General features: G+C 73.6%; 9 protein-coding genes. 7 read left to right on the forward strand and 2 right to left on the reverse strand.

The annotated features are described in order from the left end of the window. Positions 1-10: 10 nt before the first annotated feature. Positions 11-616 (reverse strand): M15 family metallopeptidase, encoded by a 606-nt coding sequence (locus ACIQRW_RS23860; protein ID WP_403763801.1) that lies wholly within the window; start codon positions 614-616, stop codon positions 11-13. Between the two features lie 164 nt (positions 617-780). Between ACIQRW_RS23860 and ACIQRW_RS23865 the strand changes: the two genes are divergently transcribed. From ACIQRW_RS23865 to ACIQRW_RS23875, 3 genes are read left to right on the forward strand one after another with little or no spacing between them, the layout of a single operon-like run. Continuing rightward, positions 781-1479, forward strand: coding sequence for a response regulator transcription factor (locus ACIQRW_RS23865; RefSeq protein WP_403763803.1), 699 nt, complete (start codon positions 781-783; stop codon positions 1477-1479). Continuing rightward, a complete protein-coding gene (locus tag ACIQRW_RS23870; protein ID WP_403763805.1) occupies positions 1472-2617 on the forward strand; it encodes a sensor histidine kinase in 1146 nt (381 codons plus the stop codon). Before ACIQRW_RS23865 ends, ACIQRW_RS23870 begins: the two co-directional genes overlap by 8 nt. Next, on the forward strand, positions 2614-2943 hold the full coding sequence (locus tag ACIQRW_RS23875; RefSeq protein ID WP_403763807.1) for an antibiotic biosynthesis monooxygenase family protein: 330 nt from the start codon (positions 2614-2616) through the stop codon (positions 2941-2943). Before ACIQRW_RS23870 ends, ACIQRW_RS23875 begins: the two co-directional genes overlap by 4 nt. Positions 2944-3027: 84 nt before the next feature. Here the strand turns inward: ACIQRW_RS23875 and ACIQRW_RS23880 are convergent, their stop codons facing one another. After that, on the reverse strand, positions 3028-3573 hold the full coding sequence (locus tag ACIQRW_RS23880) for an AAA family ATPase (protein WP_403764079.1): 546 nt from the start codon (positions 3571-3573) through the stop codon (positions 3028-3030). A gap of 151 nt (positions 3574-3724) precedes the next feature. Here ACIQRW_RS23880 and ACIQRW_RS23885 point away from each other — a divergent pair, with 151 nt between their 5' ends. The 4 genes from ACIQRW_RS23885 to ACIQRW_RS23900 all read left to right on the forward strand — a co-directional run bounded on the left by ACIQRW_RS23885 (position 3725) and on the right by ACIQRW_RS23900 (position 19884). Next, positions 3725-16453 carry an amino acid adenylation domain-containing protein gene (locus tag ACIQRW_RS23885; RefSeq protein ID WP_403763809.1) on the forward strand — a complete coding sequence of 4243 codons (12729 nt, stop codon included), beginning with the start codon at positions 3725-3727 and terminating at the stop codon, positions 16451-16453. Between the two features lie 121 nt (positions 16454-16574). Next, positions 16575-17093, forward strand: coding sequence for a hypothetical protein (locus ACIQRW_RS23890; RefSeq protein ID WP_403763811.1), 519 nt, complete (start codon positions 16575-16577; stop codon positions 17091-17093). After that, the gene (locus ACIQRW_RS23895; RefSeq protein WP_403763813.1) at positions 17093-18496 is read left to right on the forward strand and encodes a hypothetical protein; all 1404 of its coding nucleotides are present in this window, start codon (positions 17093-17095) and stop codon (positions 18494-18496) included. Before ACIQRW_RS23890 ends, ACIQRW_RS23895 begins: the two co-directional genes overlap by 1 nt. Next, the gene (locus ACIQRW_RS23900; RefSeq protein ID WP_403763815.1) at positions 18493-19884 is read left to right on the forward strand and encodes a VWA domain-containing protein; all 1392 of its coding nucleotides are present in this window, start codon (positions 18493-18495) and stop codon (positions 19882-19884) included. Before ACIQRW_RS23895 ends, ACIQRW_RS23900 begins: the two co-directional genes overlap by 4 nt. The last annotated feature ends 100 nt before the right edge of the window (positions 19885-19984 follow it).

Raw genomic sequence — 19984 nt, forward strand, 5'->3', positions numbered from 1 at the left:
TCGCTGCCGGTCACTGTCGCATCCTCGGGTCCTGGGTGGGGTCGGCGTACATGCGCGGGCAACCCCGGTCGATCGCTTCGGTGCGCAGCTCGTAGTGCCAGGGTTCGTTCCGGTAGGTCTGGCACAGTCCGTACGCGGCGCCGTGCTCGGACAGCCACTCCGACGCGTCGGCCGGTCCGATGTCGACCGCGTCCCCCGACACGTGCGGCGACGTCTTCGCGGTGGCCACCCATCGGGCGGCCTCGGCCTCGGACCCGTACCGCGCGATCGCCTTGCGGAGCAGCTGATCCTGATACTCCGGTGATCGCCAGCCGCTGTTGACGGCGAACTCGACGCCGTCACGCGCCGCCTCCCGTGCCGCCCGGCGGAGGGCCGCGAGCAGATCCGTGTCGAGGTTGGCGACGGCCGGGACCCCGTCGTCGAGCACCGTCACGCCGTCGGGGACGGCCCCGTCGGCCGCTCCCAGCGCTCCACGGAGCTCGCGGTGCGGTGGAGGAGGCAGGGCTGCCGGCGCCGAGGAGGCGGCGGCGGACGGGGAGCGCGGTGAGGCCGGGGTCGACGGGGCGTGCGTCGGGTTCAGCAGGGCGTGGCCGAGGGCTGCCGCGATCGCTGCCACGACGGCTACCGCGCCGACGACAAGGGGCCCGCGTGTCCGGCGGGATGTTGTTCGCACTGACGGCGGTGGTCGAGTCATACCGCGATTCAAGGCAGCGAGGTGTTGCCGACCCGTATGCGGTTTTCGATACGCCGACGATAAGTGCCGACTCGTAGCATCGGCCCATGCGCGTGCTGATCGTCGAGGACGAACCCTATCTGGCGGAGGCCGTCCGCGACGGCCTGCGTCTCGAAGCGATCGCGGCGGACATCGCGGGTGACGGGGACACCGCTCTGGAGCTGCTGAGCGTCAACACCTACGACATCGCCGTCCTGGACCGCGACGTCCCCGGGCCGTCCGGCGACGAGATCGCCGAACACATCGTCGCCTCCGGCAGTGGCATGCCGATCCTCATGCTCACGGCGGCCGACCGCCTCGACGACAAGGCCTCCGGGTTCGGGCTCGGCGCCGACGACTACCTCACGAAACCCTTCGATCTCCGGGAGCTCGTGCTCAGGCTCAGAGCGCTCGACCGCAGACGCGCCCACAGCAGACCGCCCGTGCGGGAGATCGCGGGCCTGCGGCTGGACACGTTCCGCAGAGAGGTCTACCGGGACGGCCGCTACGTCGCGCTGACCAGGAAACAGTTCGCGGTACTCGACGTCCTCGTCGCCGCCGACGGCGGTGTCGTCAGCGCCGAAGAGCTCCTGGAACGGGCGTGGGACGAGAACGCCGACCCGTTCACCAACGCCGTACGCATCACCGTCTCGGCCCTGCGCAAGCGCCTCGGCGAACCGTGGATCATCGCCACCGTGCCGGGCGTCGGCTACCGCATCGACGCGGCGTCCGGCACCGGTCGCGGCGACGGAGGAGACCGTGGCTAGGCGGCCCGGGTTGAGCGTCCGCCTCAAGCTCACCCTCAGCTACGCCGGATTCCTCATGGTCGCCGGCGTCCTGCTGCTCACAGCGGTGTGGGTGTTCCTCCTGGAGTACGTTCCCGACGACTGGGACAAGCGCATGCTTCACGAGAATCCCAACCGTCAGCTCCTCGCGTACACCTTCGCCCCGGCTGCGGCCACCGTACTGGCGGTCCTCCTCGTCTTCGGCCTCCTGGGAGGCTGGGTCCTCGCCGGCCGCATGCTCGCCCCTTTGACCCGGATCACCGAAGCCACCCGCGCGGTCACGCACGGCTCGCTCTCCCACCGGATCCGGCTGCCGGGCCGCAGGGACGAGTTCCGGGAACTCGCCGACGCCTTCGACACGATGCTCGCCCGGCTCGAAGCACACGTCGCCGAACAGGAGAGGTTCGCGGCCAACGCCTCCCATGAGCTGCGCACCCCGCTGGCGATCTCGAAGACGCTTCTCGATGTGGCCCGCACCGATCCGAACCGCGACACCGACGAGATCATCGACCGCCTGTACGCCGTCAACGGCAGGGCGATCGACCTCACCGAGGCGCTGCTCGTGCTCAGCCGCGCCGACCGGCGTTCCTTCGCCCGGGAATCCGTCGACCTGTCCCTGCTGGCGGAGGAGGCCACCGAGACCCTCCTCCCCCTCGCCGAAGAGCATGGCGTCACGGTCGAGACACGCGGCGAGATCGCCCCCGCGATCGGATCGCCGGCGCTCCTGCTGCAACTGACCACGAACCTCGTGCACAACGCGATCGTCCACAATCTGCCCGACCGGGGCACCGTCCGGGTCACTACCGGCGCACGCCGCGAGACCGTGGTGCTCACGGTCGAGAACACCGGTGCGAAGGTCACCCCCCAGCTGGCCGCGACGCTCACCGAACCTTTCCGGCGCGGCGCCGAACGGTTGCACACCCACCACGCGGGTGTCGGGCTCGGCCTGGCCATCGTCAAGACCATCACCCGCGCGCACGACGGAACGCTCACCCTCACCCCGCGCCCGGACGGCGGGCTGCGCATCACGGTGGAACTCCCCGCGGTCACGGTGGAACTCCCCGCGACAGCCCCGCCCGCCGACGGAGTCCGGATGCCGTACGGCAGGATGGAGCCATGAGCGTAGTCAAGATCAATGTGCTGACCGTCCCCCAGGAACAACGCGAGACGCTGGAGAAGCGCTTCGCTTCCCGGGCCCATGCCGTGGAGGGCTCCGACGGATTCGAGTGGTTCGAGCTGCTCCGGCCCGTCGAGGGCACGGACGACTACCTCGTCTACACCCGCTGGCGTGACGAGGCCTCCTTCCAGGCGTGGATGGAAGGACCGATGAAGGCGGCCCATCAGGGCGGCGGCGCCGGGAGTGGTGAGCGCCCCAAGCCGGCGGCCAGCGGGTCCACGGTGTGGTCCTTCGAGGTCGTGCAGCAGGCCGCCCCGACCGGCGCGTAGCCGAGCGGGCGCAGCTGTGTGGCCTGCCCGGTCCGGCCCATGACCGGCCGGGCAGGTCACTGCCGGCTGCCGGGCCCGGGCAGGTCAGCGGTCGACCGCCGGCAGTCGGGCCAGGCCGGTGTCACGCATGATGCGGTCGACGGTCCCGGCCAGAACGCTGTCGGGACCGATCACGGTCTCGACACCGTCGGGCAGCACATCGCGGGGGCGGTACCAGTCCCGCAGTCGGTTCTCGTCGACCTCGTCGGCGATCGGCTTGGTGGCGTGCCGGGCCACGGTCTCGGCGAAGGGGACGTCCAGGTAGTACCCGTGGGTCGGGCCCCGGTGGTCGGTGCGCAGCCTGGCGAGCATGTCGCCGTAGTGGTCGGCGTAGAGAATGCCCTCGACCACCACGTGGTAGCCGGCGTCCAGCGCGTAGCGTGCGGTCAGGTCGATCAGACCGATGTTCGCCGCCCCGGGCCGGTCGCGTTCGCGCAGCACGGTGCGGCGGAGGTTGTCCTGGCCGACCACGGCCAGTCCGCGGCCGAAGCTGTCGCGGAGACCGGCCGCCACACTCGACTTCCCCGACGCGCTGTTGCCGCGCAGGACGATCAGCCGGGTCTCCTCGGTCCCCACGTTCACGGTGGACAGGCTAGCCGCTGCCGGGCCCGGCCCCGGTCCTCAGCCGAGGCCCTTCCCGTCAGGTCACTCCCAGGGTGCATGCGCTCTCCTCCCGGCGGCTGATTCCCCGCGACCCGCGCGTTTTTAAGATCATTCTCTGAGGTAACGGACCGACGGACCGGTGGGGCACGACATGACACTGCTGGATGTACTACTGGACGCGGTGCGTGAGGCTCCCGGGCAGGTCGTCGTGCATGTCCGCGGCGACGGCGGCGAGCTGACGGTCAGCCTGCGCGAGCTCCTGGACGAATCCCTCCGGGTGGCGGGGGGCTTCCGGGAGGCGGGGGTGGCGCCAGGGACCTGTGTGCCGTTGCTCGCCGACCGCAGCGAGGACTTCCAGCCGATGTTCTGGGGTGCGGTGGCAGCCGGTCTCGTTCCGGTTCCGCTGGCGCCGGACGCCCGTCGGGTGCTCCCGGTCTGGGAGCACCTGGGGCGGCCGCCCGTCGTCGTGGACGCCTCGACCGCGTCGCTGTCCGGTGAACTCCCCGACACCGTTCGCGCCCTGACCCTCGATGTGCTCCGGAAAGGACCGGTACTGCGGGAGACCTCCACCGCAGGGCGCGACGACGTCGCGTTCGTGCAGTTCTCCTCGGGAAGCACCGGTGCCCCCAAGGGGGTGGAGGTGACGCATGGCGCGGTGCTGGCCAATCTGGAGCAGATACGGGCCGCCTCGGCGCTGGGCCCCGACGACGTGGTGGTCAGCTGGATGCCGTACTTCCACGACATGGGGCTCATCGGCACCCACCTCGCTCCGCTGGCCGCCCGGGCCAGGCAGGTCAAGATCGGTCCGCTGTCGTTCGCCAAGCGGCCCCGCCTGTGGTTCGAGGTGGCGGCCCGGCACCGGGCCACGGTGCTGTCCGCGGCCAACTTCGCCCTGGCGCTGGCCGTACGCCGTGTTCCCGAGGAGGTCCTGGCCCGGCTGGACCTCTCGGCCGTGCGGCTGATCCTGGTCGGGGCGGAGCCGATCGCGCCCGCGGTGTGGCGTGCCTTCGCCGACAGGACCCGGCCGTCGGGGCTGGATCCGGCGGCGGCCCAGCCCGTCTACGGCCTGGCGGAGGCGACGCTGGCGGTGACCTTCCCGCCGCCGGGGGAAGTGGCCGGGCCACTGGTCCTGGACCGGGCGTCGTTGAGCCGTGGAGTGGCGGTGGACGCCGAACCGGGCGAAGGGGCCGTCGAGTTGATGGACGTCGGGCTGCCGGTGGCGGGGTGCGCCGTGCGCATCGTCGACGACGCGGGCACCGTCCTCGGGGAGCGGCGGGCCGGGCACATCATGGTGAGCGGCCCCCAGCTCGCCCGTGGCTACCACGGCCTTCCCGACGTGAGCGCGGAGGTGTTCGCCGGGGGATGGCTCCGCACCGGTGATCTCGGGTTCCTGCGGGACGGCCGGCTGTGCGTCACGGGCCGGCACAAGGACGTGCTGTTCCTCAACGGCCGCACCTTCCACGCGACGGACCTGGAGGAGGTCGCGGCCGCGACACCCGGGCTGCCTCCGGGCGCCCCGGCGGTGGTCGGGTCGACCGACCCGGTCACCGGTGCGGAGCGCGTCGTGGTGTTCGTCCCCTGGGCACGGCCCGCGCGCGAGGCGGCGGACGTACTCGAACGCGTCGCGGCCCGGGTGCGGGAGGCCCTGCTCCATGACGATGTGCGGGTGCTGGCCCTGCCGCCGGGGGCGTTTCCCCGTACGACGAGCGGCAAGCTGCAACGTCGGCGGCTGCGGGAGCGTTTCGAGGAGGGCGCGTTCGGGACCGGTGACGGTGGTGGTGTTGCGTCCGGAGTACGCGGGCCGGCGGACGCCGCGCGCCCTCTCACGAAGGCGCCCCGCGCCCGTGCGGAGACCGTCGAGGTCGTGCGGGAGGCGTGGGCGCGGGTACTGGGCCGGCCCGCCGATTCGATCGGGGCGCACGAGCCGTTCGGGAGCCTCGGAGGGACATCGCTCAAGGCCATGGAGGTGCTGGTGGCGCTGGAGGACGCCTTCGGTGTGACGCTGCCGCCGGCGGTCATCCGTGACCACGGCACGGTGGCCGCGCTGGCCGGTCACCTTCTGACGGTGGCGCCCCGTCCGGGGCCGTCCGACGCGGACGCCGCGGGGAGCGCCACACAGCGGACCGGAGGAACTGCCGCCGGGCCGGCCCCGGCGCTCCCCCTCCCCACCGACGCTGCCGCCACCGCTGCGGCGGTCATCGGGTTGGCGTGCCGGTTCCCCGGCGCCGACACCCCCGAGGCCTTCTGGGACCTGCTCGTCGAGGGGCACGACGCCGTCGCCCCCGTACCGCGTGGACGATGGGACGACGGCGAGGAGGACCGTCCGGGGCCTCGGCCGACGACGTCGGCGGCTCCAGCAGGTCCCGCAGCTCCGACAGCTCCCCGGAAGCGGTGGGCCGCGCTGCTGGAGGACCCGGCCGCGTTCGACGCCGGCTACTTCGGCATCGGCGAGGACGAGGCGAGGACACTCGACCCGCAGGCCCGGCTCTTCCTTGAACTCGCGCACGAGGCACTCGAACGTGCCGGATACGCGGGGCCCCGTCGGCGCGGTCGCAGGATCGGTGTGTTCACGGCGGTCGGGGACAGCGGCTACCGGGAGGTCCTGGAGCGGGCCACGGCCAACGGCTCCCCGCTGCCCGCCGCGCTCACCGGGAACCTGCCCGCCCTCATCGCCGCCCGGTTCTCGCAGAGCCTCGACCTCGACGGTCCCGCACTCGCCGTGGACACCGCCTGCTCGTCGGGGCTGGTGGCCCTGCACCTGGCCCGGCGCAGCCTCCTGGACGGCGAGTGCGACCTCGCCGTCGTCGGCGGGGTCAACCTCCACCTGACCTCGACCCCGCACCGGCTGCTGGAAGAGGCGGGGGCCCTGTCCCCCACCGGACGCAGCCGCGCCTTCAGCGCCGACGCCGACGGCTTCGTGCCGGGCGAGGGCGGCGCGGCCATCGTCCTGACGCGGCTCGACGCCGCCCGCCTCGCGGACGATCAGGTGCTCGCGGTGGTCCGGGGCACGGCCGTCAACAACGACGGCCGGTCGATGAGCCTCATGGCACCCAACCCGCTGCGGCAGCGCGAGGTCATCACCCGGGCGTACGAGGCGGCAGGGGTCGATCCCGCCTCGGTGACCTACGTGGAGGCCCACGGCACCGGCACGGCCGTGGGGGATCCGATCGAGCTGCGTTCGCTGGCCCACGCGTTCCCCGAACGCGCCGACGGCGAACCGCGGTTGGTCGGCTCGGTGAAGACCAACATCGGGCATCTGCTGAACGCCGCCGCACTTCCCGCGCTGGTGAAGGTCGTACTGGCCCTGGGCCACCGCAGGCTCCCTCCGTCGCTGCACCACGCCCCGGCCTCGCCGGGCCTCGCCCCCGCGGGCTTCTCCGTGGTGACCGAGGCCCGGGACTGGACGTCCGCCGGGCCCCTCGTCGCGGGGATCAACGCGTTCGGTTTCGGCGGCACCAACGCCCATGCCGTTCTCGAACAGGCCCCGCCCCCGCCGTCCCCCACTGCCCCGGGCTCGCCTCTTCCGGGTGTCGCGCGTGAAGTCGCGGTCGAGGGGCCTCACTTGCTGACCCTGTCGGCGCGCAGTCCGGGCGCGCTGCGGGACGCGGTGACCCGGCTCGCCACGCATCTGGAAAGCCGTCCGCGGCTGCGCGAGGGCGATGTCTGCCGCACCGCGAGCACATCCCGGGACGAGGGGCCCCACCGGCTCGCCGTCGTCGCCGACGGTGATCTGCGGGAGCGGCTCGCCGCCATCGCCGCCGCCGCGACGGGAGAAGCGGGCGGGCAGGTCGGGAGCCTCGTCCGTTCCCGGCCGCGTGTGGTCTTCCTCTTCCCCGGGCAGGGCTCGCCGTTCCCCGGCCAGGACCGGGGGCTGTACCGGACGGCGCAGGTGTTCCGGGACACGTTCGACGAGGCGTCCGCTCTCCTGGGGCCCGTGGGCGGGCGGCCACTGCTGGACTGGGCACTCGATCCGGAGGTGGAGCCCGCCGCCCAGGCCGCGACGGAGCAGGCGCAGCCGCTCCTCGTCGCCTCCGGGGTGGCGCTCGCCCGCCAGTTGCGGGCCTGGGGCGTGGAGCCCGACGCGGTCGCCGGACACAGCGTCGGGGAGATCACCGCCGCCTGCGTCAGCGGGATGCTGACCCTCCGGGAGGCGGTGCGGTTCGCGGCCGAACGCGGCCGTCTCATGGGCGCGTTCACCGAGCCCGGGGCCATGATCGCCGTCCGCGGGGGTGCGGAGGCCGTCGCCGCGACGGTGGCGGAGTCCGACGGGGCGCTCGCCGTGGCCGCGTACAACGGTCCCGGGCTCCAGGTCCTCTCCGGGGACGTCCGTACCGTGGAGCGCGCCGCAGCCGGCCTCGAAGCCCTGGGCGTCCCCACCCGTCGCCTGCGGGTCTCCCGTGCCTTCCACTCGCCGCTGATGCGGCCGGTGGCGGACCGGATCGCCGACGCGGCCCGTGCGTTGACCCCGCAGGTCCCGTCCGTCCCCCTCATGAGCACCGTCACCGCCGAGTGGCAGCCGGTCCTCGGCCCCGAGTACCTGCGTGAGCACGCCGAGCGTCCCGTGCTGTTCGGGGCGGCCGTGGAACGCCTGGCCCGGGAGGGGTACGACACGTTCGTGGAGGTCGGCCACGGCGCGACGCTGTCGGGTGCGGTCCGCGCGGCGACGGAGGTGTACGCGGCCGACGGACCGGCGGCACGCGCGGGAGGACCCGGGGCTTCCGGACCGTCCGGAACGTCCGGAACCACTGACGCCCCCGGCGCTTCCGGTGGCACGACGACGGTGATGTGCGCCCTGCCGGGACGTTCCGACGGCCGCACAGATACGGACCAACAGCTCCCCGATGACAGGCACGGCGGGCGCAGGGCCCTGCTGGGAACCATCGGCCGCCTGTGGTCGCACGGCGTGCCGCTGGATCGTACGGCGCTCGACGCGGAGCACCAAGGGATTCCCCTGCCCACCTATCCCTTCCAGCGCCGCCGGTACTGGGCCGATCCGCCCGCGAACCCGCTGCTGCACCGAGTCCTGTGGGAGGACTCCGCGCTGCTTGGGCAGGCGGCGGCAGCCGTGCCTTCGGTGCTGCTGACAGGTCCCGACTCCGCGTACGTCGCCGGGCTCGCCTCGCAGCTCTCAGCCGAGGGCGTCCGGATTTACGAAACGGGCGACGGGCCGCCGGACGCCGTGGTCCTGGTGGCGGGTCCCGCTCCCGGCCAGGACACCGCCGACGCGCTCGGCCGGGCCCAGGACGCCGCGCTGGCCGCCTTCGGTGAGGCCCTCGCCCGGTTCGACGAGGCAGGCGCGGACCGGCTGCTGGTGCTGACCGAGGACGTCCACGCCACGGGGGCCGTACGGGAAAGGCCGCGGCCTGCCCATGCCGTCCTCGGCGGGCTGCTGCTGGCGCTGCCGCAGGAGACTCCGGGCGCTTCGGCCACCGCCCTCGACCTCTGCTCGCTGGACACCGCGTCCCAGCGGCTGACCGCCGTGCTGGCCGAACTCGCCGAACTGAAGTCGGCGGGCGGCAGCGCCCCGGGCAGGGTCGCCACCGTCGCCTGGCGCGCCGGGCGCAGGCTCACCCGCCGTTTCGCACCGCTGCCGAGAGGCGCCGCCGCACCGGCCGGGGCGACGCGGTCACCGCTGCCGCCCGACGGCACCTACCTCATCACCGGGGGCGGCGGCGGGATCGGCGCCGCGCTCGCCCGGGACCTCGCCGGCCGGGGGCGCCCGACCCTCGTGCTCGCCGGGCGCTCCCCCCGTCCGCCCGTGGGGTTGGCCGAGGAACTCCGCTCGCTGGGCGCCACCGTCCACTACCGCGTGGCCGACGTCTCGGTGGAGCAGGACGTCGACGCGCTCCTCGCCGGACTCCCCCACCTCGACGGCCTCTTCCACGCCGCGGGGACTGTGCGACCCGGCACCCTGCGCGACCGCCGTGCGGAGGAGACGGCGGAGGCCCTGGCCGCCAAGACCCGGGGCAGTCTGCTGCTCTCGCTGGCCCTGCGCCGGCACGGGCTCGACCCGGCGGTCCGGGTCGCGTTCTCCTCCGTCAGCGCCGTGCTGCCCGGCCTCGCGGGAGCGCTGGGCGACTACGCCGGCGCCAACGCCTTCCTCGACGCGTTCGCCGCGTCGGAACGGCACGCGGGCAGGCCCTGGCAGTCGGTGAACCTCGCGGCACTCACCGGTACGGGCATGGCGGCGGCCCTCGGAACCGCGCCAGGAGGTGGCTCCGCCCCCGTACCGAGCGCCGGGGGCCGGCCCGTCGCCCTCCATCGCGCGCTGGCGGCGCTCCGTACGGCATGCGGCGTCGACGCGGCACAGCTGCTGCTCGCCGACCTGACGCCGCCCCCGGGGCCCACGGTCATGGCGGACCCGACCGCTGCGGCGGCAGCCACCGGAACAGGCCCCTCCACGGCCTCCGGCACGGAACCGCCCACCTCGGGCCGGGCACCCAGCTCCCGTGTGAACAGCAGTACGCGGGCGGGAACCGGGCCCCGTACCGACACCGGCAGCGGCACCGCGGCGTTGCTCCGGCGGCTGTTGGCCTCGGCTCTGCGTCTGCCTGCCGCCGGGGTTCCTGACGACGAGCCGTTTCTCGCTCTCGGCCTCGACTCGCTCGCCGCCGTCGACCTCGTCAGGCAGCTCGAACGGGAGCTGGGCAGGCCGCTGCCCGCCACGCTCTTCTTCGAGTACCGCACGGTCGCCGAACTGGCCGCCCACCTCGACACCACGCCCTCCCCCGAACCGCCGACCGACTCCTCCCGCTCCGTCTCCCCCTCGCCGACCCCGGCTCCCGTGCCGGACGGGGTCGCCTTCCCGCTCACCCCCGTCCAACTGGCCCTGCACACCAGCAGTCGGCTCCACCCGGACGTCCCGGCTCACGGTTACGTCCGCCAGACCGTCCGGGGGCCCCTGGACACCAGGCTCCTGGGCCGGGCGCTCGCCGCGCTCGCCGACCGGCACACCATGCTCCGGATCCGCATCGAAAGCACCGGAAGCACCGACGACGGGATCGGCGGCGGGATCGGCTCGGCGACACCGGGGCAGTACGTCGCGCCGCCCGCCGCGCTGTCCGCCTGGTACGAGGTCCGCGAGCTGACCGGCCGAATCGAAGAGCTCGAAACGGCTTTGTGCAACCGGCCGTTCGACCTCTCTGCCGAGCCTCCCGTGCGCGCGCTCCTCGCCCGGGAAAGCCCTGAGCTCTCCCATCTGGTGCTGGTGATCCACCACGCGGCCGGTGACGGGTACAGCCTCAACGTCCTCGCCGGAGAACTCTGGTCGCTCTACACCGTCCTCGCCGACGGGCACGTACCGACACTGCCCGCACTCGGCACCGACTTCGCGCGGTATGCGGCCGCCACCACCGATGGGCGGTCCTCCACGGACGGCATGAGGGCCCTCACCGCCGACCGGCTGTACTGGTCGGGGCGGCTTGCCTCCCGGGGCGAACCGCTGCGACTGCCGTACGACGGTGATCCGTGCGCCCTGCCCACGGCGCCGATGACCACGCACCAGAGCGCCCTCGCCCCGGTGCCGACCGCCGCGTTGGAGCAGCGGGCCGCCGCTCATGGGGTGAGCCTCTTCCATCTGCTGCTCGCCGTGCACGTGCGCTGTCTGGCCCGGTGGAGCGGGCAGCGGGAGATCGCGGTGAACGTCGCCCGCGCCCGGCGGGACGACCGCATGGCGGGCCTGGACCGGCTCGTGGGGCCTCTCGCCGACACCCTGCCCCTGCTGTGCGTGACGGACCCGGACGAGTCGGTGGGGGCCCTGGCCGAGCGGCTGGCGGGGATCTGGCTGGAGAGCGAGCAGCACGCGAGCCTCACCGGCCTGGACCTGGCTCGGCTGCTGCCGGCGGACCCGTCCGGGGCCGGGCTCCGGACGGTGAGCCCGGCCGGTTTCAGCTTCTCGCGCTTCCCCGCCGCTCTCGACGGGCGCTGTCCGGTGAGCGTGCGGCCGACGGCGGCCGGCACCGCCACCGCCGCGACCCGCCTGAGCCTGCTGTGCTGGCAGGACGAGGCGGTCCTGCGCTTCTCGTGGAACTTCCCCGTCCGGCTCTTCCACCCGGCGACGGTGGCACGCCTGGACCGGGACTTCCACGACGAGTTGGCCGCCCTCGTCGAGCCTCGGCCCGACCTCCCGGCGGTCAGGGAGCCCCTGCCAGTCCACAGCACCGGCACCGGATCCGGATCCGCCACGCTCGTGCGTCGGCTGGTCGAGCGGTTCCGGGCCGCCCCGGACGCGATCGCCGTCGACACCGGCGGCGCCACCCTGACGTACGCCGAACTCGACCGTGCCTCCCACGCCCTCGCGACCTCTCTCCTGGCCCGCGGCGTCACCCCCGGAAGCCTCGTCGGGCTCCTCACCGAACCCGGCGCCGACACCGTCGTCTCGGTCGTCGCGGCCCTGCGCGCCGGGGCGGGCTGGGTTCCGCTGGACGCCGGCCACCCGACCGCGCGGCTGACGGATCAGCTCACGCGCTCGGGCGCCCGTACCGTGCTCTGCCACACCGCCACCCGGGCGGTGGGGGAAGCGCTCGGCGACGTCGCCCTGGTGCACGTCGACGCTTCGGCACCGCCGTACCGGGGTGCGGCGGTGCCCGGACCCGCAGCAAGCCCGGACCGTGTCGCAGGCCCCTTCCTGTCACCGGACGGACTCCCCGCACCCGACGGCCCGGTCGACGCCGACGACATCGCCTACGTGATCTTCACTTCCGGCTCCACCGCCCGGCCCAAGGCCGTGCCCATCACCCACCGGTCGATGGAGAACTACCTCGACTGGGCGATCGGCGCCTTCGGATACGACGAGCACGACCGGCTCGCCCAGACCGCGTCGCCCTGCTTCGACGCGTCCGTCCGCCAACTCCTCGCCCCGCTGCTCGTCGGCGCCACCGTGGTCACGGTGGCCTGGGACCTGCTGCGCGATCCCGACCGGCTGCTGACCCACGTCGTACGCAGTCGCATCACCGTATGGAGCTCCGTTCCCACGCTCTGGGAACAGCTCCTCAGCGCGTCCGAGGAACGCGTACGCAACGGCGCGCCGCCGGACCTGTCCGCGCTCCGGTGGATCCATGTCGGCGGCGAGGCCCTGTCGCCCGCCCATGTACGCCGCTGGTTCGACCTCTTCGGCGACGGCCAGCACATCGCCAACCTGTACGGCCCGACCGAGGCCACGATCAACACGAGCTGCCACATCATCCGGGCCCGGCCCGGCGACCAGGTGCGGCGGCTTCCCATCGGCCGCCCCGTTTCGGGCACGGAGGTGGAGGTCGTCGGCCCCGACGGGGAGCCCGTGCGGCCCGGCGAGGCCGGTGAGCTCCTCATCTCCGGAGTCGGCCTCACCCCGGGCTACCTCGGCGAACCGGCCCTCACCGAGGCCGCGTTCACGGCCCGGCGCGGTCGCCGCTGGTACCGCAGTGGCGACCGGGTGCGGTGGACCGAGGACGGCGTCCTGGAATTCCTCGGGCGGCTGGACGACCAGGTGAAGATCCGTGGCAACCGGGTCGAGCCGGGCGAGATCGAGGCGGTGCTCCAGGCCCACCCGGACGTCACCCACGCCGTCGTCCTCGCCGAGGACGGACGCCTTACCGCCTTCGTGACACCGGGGCCCGGATCTGCCGGAGCGGATGCCGTGGCGCTCCGGCTCCATCTCGCGGAGTCACTGCCCGCGTACATGCTTCCCTCCCGGATCACCCGCGTCGGCAGGATGCCGCTCACCAGCACGGGCAAGATCGACCGGCGTGGGCTTCCGGCACTCCAGGAAGCGACCGAACGGCTCGGGGCGGACACGGACACCGGCATCGGCGCGCTTACGGGCGACGTCCGTACGCCGCCCCGCACTCCCACCGAAGTCCGGCTGGCCGCCATCTGGACCGCTCTGCTCCAGGCCGAGGACGTGTCCCGTGAGGACGACTTCTTCGTCCTGGGCGGCGACTCCCTGCTCGTGCTGGAAGTGTTCGCCAGGCTGGAGAAGCAGGGCGGTCCGCTCCCCCGGCCGACCGTCATCTACCGCAACCGCACACTCGCGGCCCTCGCCTCCGCGGTGGACGCCGCAGCGGACACCGCCGCCGCCCCGGGAGTGGACGCCGCAGCGGACACCGCCGCCGCCCCGGGAGTGGACGCCGCAGCGGACATCGCCATCGACCTCCCCGTCGATGCCGCGGCGGGCGCCGGAACCGCCCCTGCCGACGTCACCGTCAAGGCCGTCCGCACCGCGGCGGACCCGTCGCTCCGGGAACGCCGTGCACGGGGCGACCGCCCGGGGGCGCCCGATCCGGCCGTCGCTCCCCCGCCCTTCCCGCTGACACCCACCCAGCGGGGCTTCCTGCTGGCCGAAGCCCTCGCGCCGGGCACCACATCGGCGTGGCTCACACGGTTGCGTCTGCACGGCCGCCTCGACACCGCTCGCTTCCAGAGCGCGGTGGACACGCTCGTCGGGCGCCACCCGATGCTCCGTACCGTCTTCCCCGCCGGGGCGCGCCCGGCCGTCCAGCAGGAGCTTCCGTCCTCACTGCGACTGCCGGTCGACTTCGCGGTCCTCACCGACCCGGGTCAGGTGGAGGAGCGGGTCACCGCCGAACGGGCGCGCCGTTTCGAACCCTGGGCCTGGCCCCTGTTGCGCCTGCGGGTGCTCACCGTCGCTCCCGACGAGCACGTCCTGGTCGCCCACGCCCACCACATCATCGGCGACGGCTACAGCGCCGCACTCCTGGTACGGGAGCTGACGGCGGTGTACGACGCCCTGTCCAGCGGCGAAGAAGCGGCGCCGGTCCCGCCGCGCAGCACCTTCCGCGACCACGCCCTCCAGCTCGCGTCGCGCACGGACGCCGCAACACCCCCGGCAACGGCCCCCGGTACCACCGTCGGGAGAGACTCCGTCACCCCGGCCGCGTCACTGCGGCCGGGCGTCCCGACCGGCGAGGACCGGTGGGAGCGGCTGAGCGCGCCCTACCGGCCGCCCCTGCTCGCCGCCGGTGCGACCACCACCGGCCCGCCCCCGGGCAACGCCGCCGGCCCGCTCTTCCACACCTGCGGGTTCACGGTCGACGCCGGCCGGGTGGAGGCGCTGCGCGGGCTCGCCGCGCGCACCGGGTCGACCCTCCACGCCACGGTGCTCACCGCCTACTACCGGGCCCTCGTGTCCGTCACGGGCCGGGCGGATCTGGTGCTCGGTATGGCGGTGAGCGGCCGGGACCACTCCCTGCCCGACGCACACCGGGTGTTCGGGCCCTTCGCCACGGCTGTTCCCCTGCGGCCGGCGGGTCCGGCGTCGGGGCCGGGGCGGTCCGACAGCGCGGATTTCGAGGACGATCTGCGGCGGGTCGCCGCCGAGGCCGCCGAGGCGCGAACGTACGAGAGGGCCGTGCCGCCGCTGTCCAACGGCCTGCCCATGGCCTCGCAGTTCTTCTTCACCTATCTGGACTTCTCCGCCCTGGGTCCGGAGAGCGGCAGGACGCTGACGGTCACCCGGGAGGGCGGCGACAGCGTGTACACGCCGCCGCCGGCCGGTACGGATGTGTTCCTGGCGGCCGGTCCGGACGGTGGGCGGCTGCGGATCACCGTCCGGGCGGCGGCGACGGCGTTCACCCCGGAGGCGCTGGCCGCGTTCACGGACTCGGTGCGCGACGGTCTGGCGCATGCGGCGGCCTCGACCGTGCGCGACGCCGGTCGCCTCGACGACCCGGGCGGTCCCGGCCGGGACGCGCGGATGGATGCCGCACTCATCGGCTATCTGCCGTCCCCTGCCGACCTCGCCCGGCTGGCGGGTCTGCCAGCGGCGGCGCTGCCGCGCGAGCAACTGCGGACCCTGCTGTTTCCGGACGGGCTGCCACGGCTTCTGGAGACGCTGAATACGCCGCTGGGCCGTTCGGGCTTCGTGTGCGTCCCCCTGTTCGCGGACGAACTCGCCCCCGGCGACGACCTGCTCGGGCACACCACGCGGGGGGTGGAGCTCGCCTCGTCGCTCGGTGCGCGGGCCGTGTCCCTCGCGGGCATGATCCCCTCGCTCACGGGCTACGGCTTCGACGTCCTGCGGGCCGTCGGCACGACCGGCGCTGTCACCACTACCGGCGCCGGCACGACCGGAGCCGTCACCACGACCGCCGCCGGCCCCGCCGTCACCACCGGTCACGCGGCGACCGTCGTGTCCGTCGTCCGGACCGTACACGCGGCTCTCGACGCGACGGGGCAGCGACTGGGCTCTCTCACCGTCGCGTTCGTGGGGCTCGGCTCGATCGGCTCCTCCTCGCTGGAGTTGCTGCTCACCCGGGCCCAGCAGCCGCCCGCCCGGCTGCTGCTCTGTGACGTACCGGGCAGCGGGCCACGGCTGAAGGAGCTGGCCGAGAGCCTCCTGGAACGCCGTCTCGTCGAGATCGTCGAGGTGGTCGAGTCGGATCGCGGTCTGCCCGACGCCGTGTACGACGCCCGCCTGATCGTCGCGGCGGTCAGCGGGGGCGGCGCACTCCTGGACATCGACCGTCTGGCACCGGGTACGACCGTGGTCGACGACTCGTTCCCGCACTGCTTCGACACGTCCCGTGCCATCGGCCGGATGGAACGGGCGAAGGACGTCCTGGTCGTGGGCGGCGGGCTGCTGAGCGCCGGCCCCGCGGAACGGCAGGTGGCCGAGGGCCTCCCGGCCGCCGCGGTGGCCGGATACCTCGCGCAGCCGATGGTGCCGGACACCATCGCGTCCTGCCGACTGGAGTCCTTGCTCCACGCCTCGGGTGCCGAAGTGCCGCTCGTCCGCGGTCCGGTCGACGCGGCCACCGGACTGGCCTTCTGGGAAGCGGCGGAGGCGACCGGCATCCACGCCGCACCCCTTCACCTGCTCACCCGCACCATCGACCCGGGCATGTTCACGCGGCGCCCTTGGAGTTCATGACCCTTTCCCGTGCCGGATGTCGGGCGTAGGGGCGTCGCGGGCCGTCGGCCGCGTTGTCAGTGGTCGGGATTAAGTTCGTTCATGTCCCGCCGCGATGGTGTGGACGTCCCCTTTCGCATGCATGGGAGTTGGCGCGTTGTCGGTCTGGGAGAAGTCGAGTACGGCGCGGGTGATGCCGCCCGCGCGCCCGCGGAAGCTGGCCAGGGTGCCGTTCGTCGAACTGGCCGACGGGCGGTTGCAGGGAGTCGTCTCCAGCGGATCGGACATCGGTCGGGTGTACGTGTCGTCCGTGGCGGCCCGGACGTACGCGTTCGCCTGCAGCACCAACAACAACCGGCCCTGCGGCGGCGCGCGCGGCATGTTCTGCAAGCACATCCAGGCGCTCGTCGGCGAGGCGGTGCTGCAGTACGGAGCGGAGCGCGTCGCCCGCTACCTATCGGTGGAGACCCCGGACGGGGAGCCCGACGCGCGGTCCCTCACCGCCGCCATGACCGCGGCGCGGCCGGTGCAGGGCGACTCCTCGGCGGCCGCCCAGGTGTTCAGCCGGTTCCTGCGGCAGCTGTCCTATCTCGAACTGGACGCGGTCACCGCGCCGTTGCCCGAGATGCAGTGGTTCCCGCCGACGCGGGCGGTGGCCTGATGCGTGGCGACCTGTTGTCCGATCCGGTCGAGGGGCTCGACGAGGCGCTCGCCGCCGTGGACGCCTTCGACGAGGCGCTGGTGGCCGGTCTGCTGCGGCCGGGGCCCGCCCAGGCCGCAGCGGTTGTCGGGCTCGCCGACGCCGTCGCCGGGACCCCGCTGGCGGCGCGGGTCGCGGAGGCGGCCGACCGGGCGACGGCCGGCGCCGCCGGTGAGGAACACTTCGTGGCGCTCGCCGCCGCCCGCTGCGCGCTGCTCGGCTCCGTGCACGACGCCCTGACGCAGCGGATCGACGAGGCCGTCGGCCGGCCCACCGCCGAGGACGAGGCGGAGGGGTCCGGACCGGGGTCCGCCGTGGCGGACCCCGGGACGAACCTCCTCGCGGCGGCCCGTAGTTGGCTGTGCGACCTCGCGCGCGGCGGCTGGCGGGGCATCGACCACGAGCTGGTCGCCGGGGCCGCGCCGGTGGTCTCCGCGATGCTGCCCGATCCGGGCCTGCGTCGTCGGGCGACGCTGCTCGACGGGTTCGCCGCCGAGCTCGCGGCGTCCTGCCCGGGGGCGACCCTGGAGCGCGTGCCGGTGCGCCGCTGGGCCGACCTGTGGTCACGCGCCCTGCTGTTGACGGTGCCCGGCTCCGCCGGGGAACGTTCCGTCACGCCGGTGACCGGCCGCCTGTTGCCGCTCGGCGTCGATGTGCAGGAGCACGCGACGGCCGTACAGGCCCAGATCCACGCCGTGTTCGAACCGGCGGACGGAGGCGCGGCCCGTCTGGTGCGCGCCGCGGTTTCGGCGCCCAAGCCCGACACGGTCGTCGGGGCGGGTCTGTGGCAGCTGCTGCGTCCCCGCATGTCCTTGCTCGGCGCCGTGAGCGAGGGCCGCTCGATGGAGCTGGACGCCATGCAGGTGACCGCCGAGGGGGATCTGCTCTGGGACGACGAGCGCGCCCGCCCGGGTGAGCCCGCCGACGCCTTCGCCACCGCGCGCGTGATGCTGTCCACCGCGATCGCCGCCCGCGTCGCACCGCTGGACCGGCATCCTGTCCGGATCGCCGTGCCGGTGCTGCTGGAGGGGTATACCGCCCGGAGCGAGGAGGACCGGCTCGTGTTCGATCTGGCGGGGCGGCTTCTGGCCGTCGACACCGACCGGGCGCCCGCCGCCGGTCCGCTGACACCCGAGGCGGTCGCGGCCTCCCACTCCTGTGTCGGACTGCTGCGCTGGGACGCCGGGGAGTTCCTGCTCCAGCCGCTCGCGGTCGAGGCGACCGTGCGGAAGAAGGCCGTCGGCGCCCACGCCGGGGCGTGGGCGGGCGGTACCACCGACAAGGCCGGTGTCCGGGCGGAGAAGGCCGCCACCGACGCCGTCGCCGTGCTGCGCGAGCGCGCCGGAAGGCTGTTGCGGAAATGACCGAGGAGCTCACCGGGCAGCCGCCCGGTCCCGCCGGATCCGGCCCGTCCCCGGCCGGACCCGACCCGTACGACAACCGCCGTCAGGTGCTGTACTGGCGGCTCCTGGCCCGTCTTTTCGACGGGGAGGAGCAGCCCGCGCTGGAGTCGGCGAGCCTGGGGGTGGTCGAGGACATCGGGCTGCCGTCCGCGCTGCTGGATCCCGGGACGTCGCTCGACTCGGTCGTGCAGCGCCATCCGGAGCTGGCCGCCGAGTTCGACGGTCTGATGACACCGGACGACGACGCGGCCGGCGACCGCGACCGGGCGGCGGAGGTACGGCGTGCCGCACTGGTTTCGAAGGTGCTGCTCAATGTCTTCGCGACCGGTTCGAGCACGGTGACCGCCGAGCAGCTGGCGCGCTGGCAGTCCGACGCGGGCTGGCTGGAGCGGGCGCTGGGCGGCCCGCCCGGCGGGCTTCGCGGCGGGCGGGCGGCGGGCACGGGCCTGGACGCCGGCGGCCTCGGGCCCGAACTGGCGGCGATCGAGGCGGATCTCGTGGGGCGCATGCGGCTGCGGGAGGTGCTGGCCGACCCGGCGCTGGCCGCGCGGCTGACGCCCAGCATGTCGCTGATCGAGCAGTTGCTGCGGGACAAGGGCAATCTGTCGGGTGTGGCCCTCACCAACGCCAAGTCGCTCATCCGCCGGTATGTCGACGAGGTGGCCGAGGTACTGCGTACGCAGGTGGAGAAGGCCACTGTCGGCGAGCTGGACCGTTCGGTGCCGCCCAAGCGCGTCTTCCGCAATCTCGACCTGGACCGCACGATCTGGAAGAACCTCACCAACTGGAGCCCGGAGGAGGAGCGGCTCTACGTCGATCGCCTCTACTACCGGCACACCGTCCGCAGGACGACGCCGCAGCGGCTGATCGTCGTGGTGGACCAGTCCGGCTCCATGGTCGACTCGATGGTGAACTGCACCGTCCTGGCCTCCATCTTCGCCGGGCTGCCGAAGGTGGACGTCCATCTCATCGCCTACGACACCCGCTCGATCGACCTCACGCCGTGGGTGCACGACCCGTTCGACGTACTGCTGCGCACGAATCTCGGCGGTGGGAACGACGGCCCCGTCGCGATGGCGATGGCCCGCCCGAAGATTGCCGAGCCGAAGAACACCGTCATGGTGTGGATCTCGGACTTCTACGAGTTCGACCGCTCCCAGCCGCTGTTCGAAGGCATCGAGGCCGTTCACCGTTCCGGGGTGAAGTTCATCCCCGTCGGCTCGGTGACCAGCTCCGGACGGCAGGAGGTCAATTCCTGGTTCCGGGAGCGGTTCAAGGCCCTGGGCACGCCCGTGGTCTCCGGGCATGTGAACAAGCTCGTGCACGAACTGAAGACGTTCCTGACCTGAGGCCCTGCGGGGCGGGGCAGCCCTCCCGCCCGCCGCACGCCGCCTCTCCTCGCCCCCCTTCTCCTTCCGCACTTTCCCGCCTGTTCAGAAAGGCCTTCTG

Origin of the sequence: Streptomyces sp. NPDC091287, assembly GCF_044768525.1 — a bacterium.
Classification (GTDB): domain Bacteria; phylum Actinomycetota; class Actinomycetes; order Streptomycetales; family Streptomycetaceae; genus Streptomyces.

What these genes read in the sequence shown, in the direction of transcription:
- ACIQRW_RS23865 (WP_403763803.1), top strand. Translation starts at nt 781, where the DNA reads ATGCGCGTGCTGATCGTCGAGGACGAACCCTATCTGGCGGAGGCCGTC.
- ACIQRW_RS23875 (WP_403763807.1), top strand. Translation starts at nt 2,614, where the DNA reads ATGAGCGTAGTCAAGATCAATGTGCTGACCGTCCCCCAGGAACAACGC.
- ACIQRW_RS23890 (WP_403763811.1), top strand. Translation starts at nt 16,575, where the DNA reads ATGGGAGTTGGCGCGTTGTCGGTCTGGGAGAAGTCGAGTACGGCGCGG.
- ACIQRW_RS23895 (WP_403763813.1), top strand. Translation starts at nt 17,093, where the DNA reads ATGCGTGGCGACCTGTTGTCCGATCCGGTCGAGGGGCTCGACGAGGCG.
- ACIQRW_RS23900 (WP_403763815.1), top strand. Translation starts at nt 18,493, where the DNA reads ATGACCGAGGAGCTCACCGGGCAGCCGCCCGGTCCCGCCGGATCCGGC.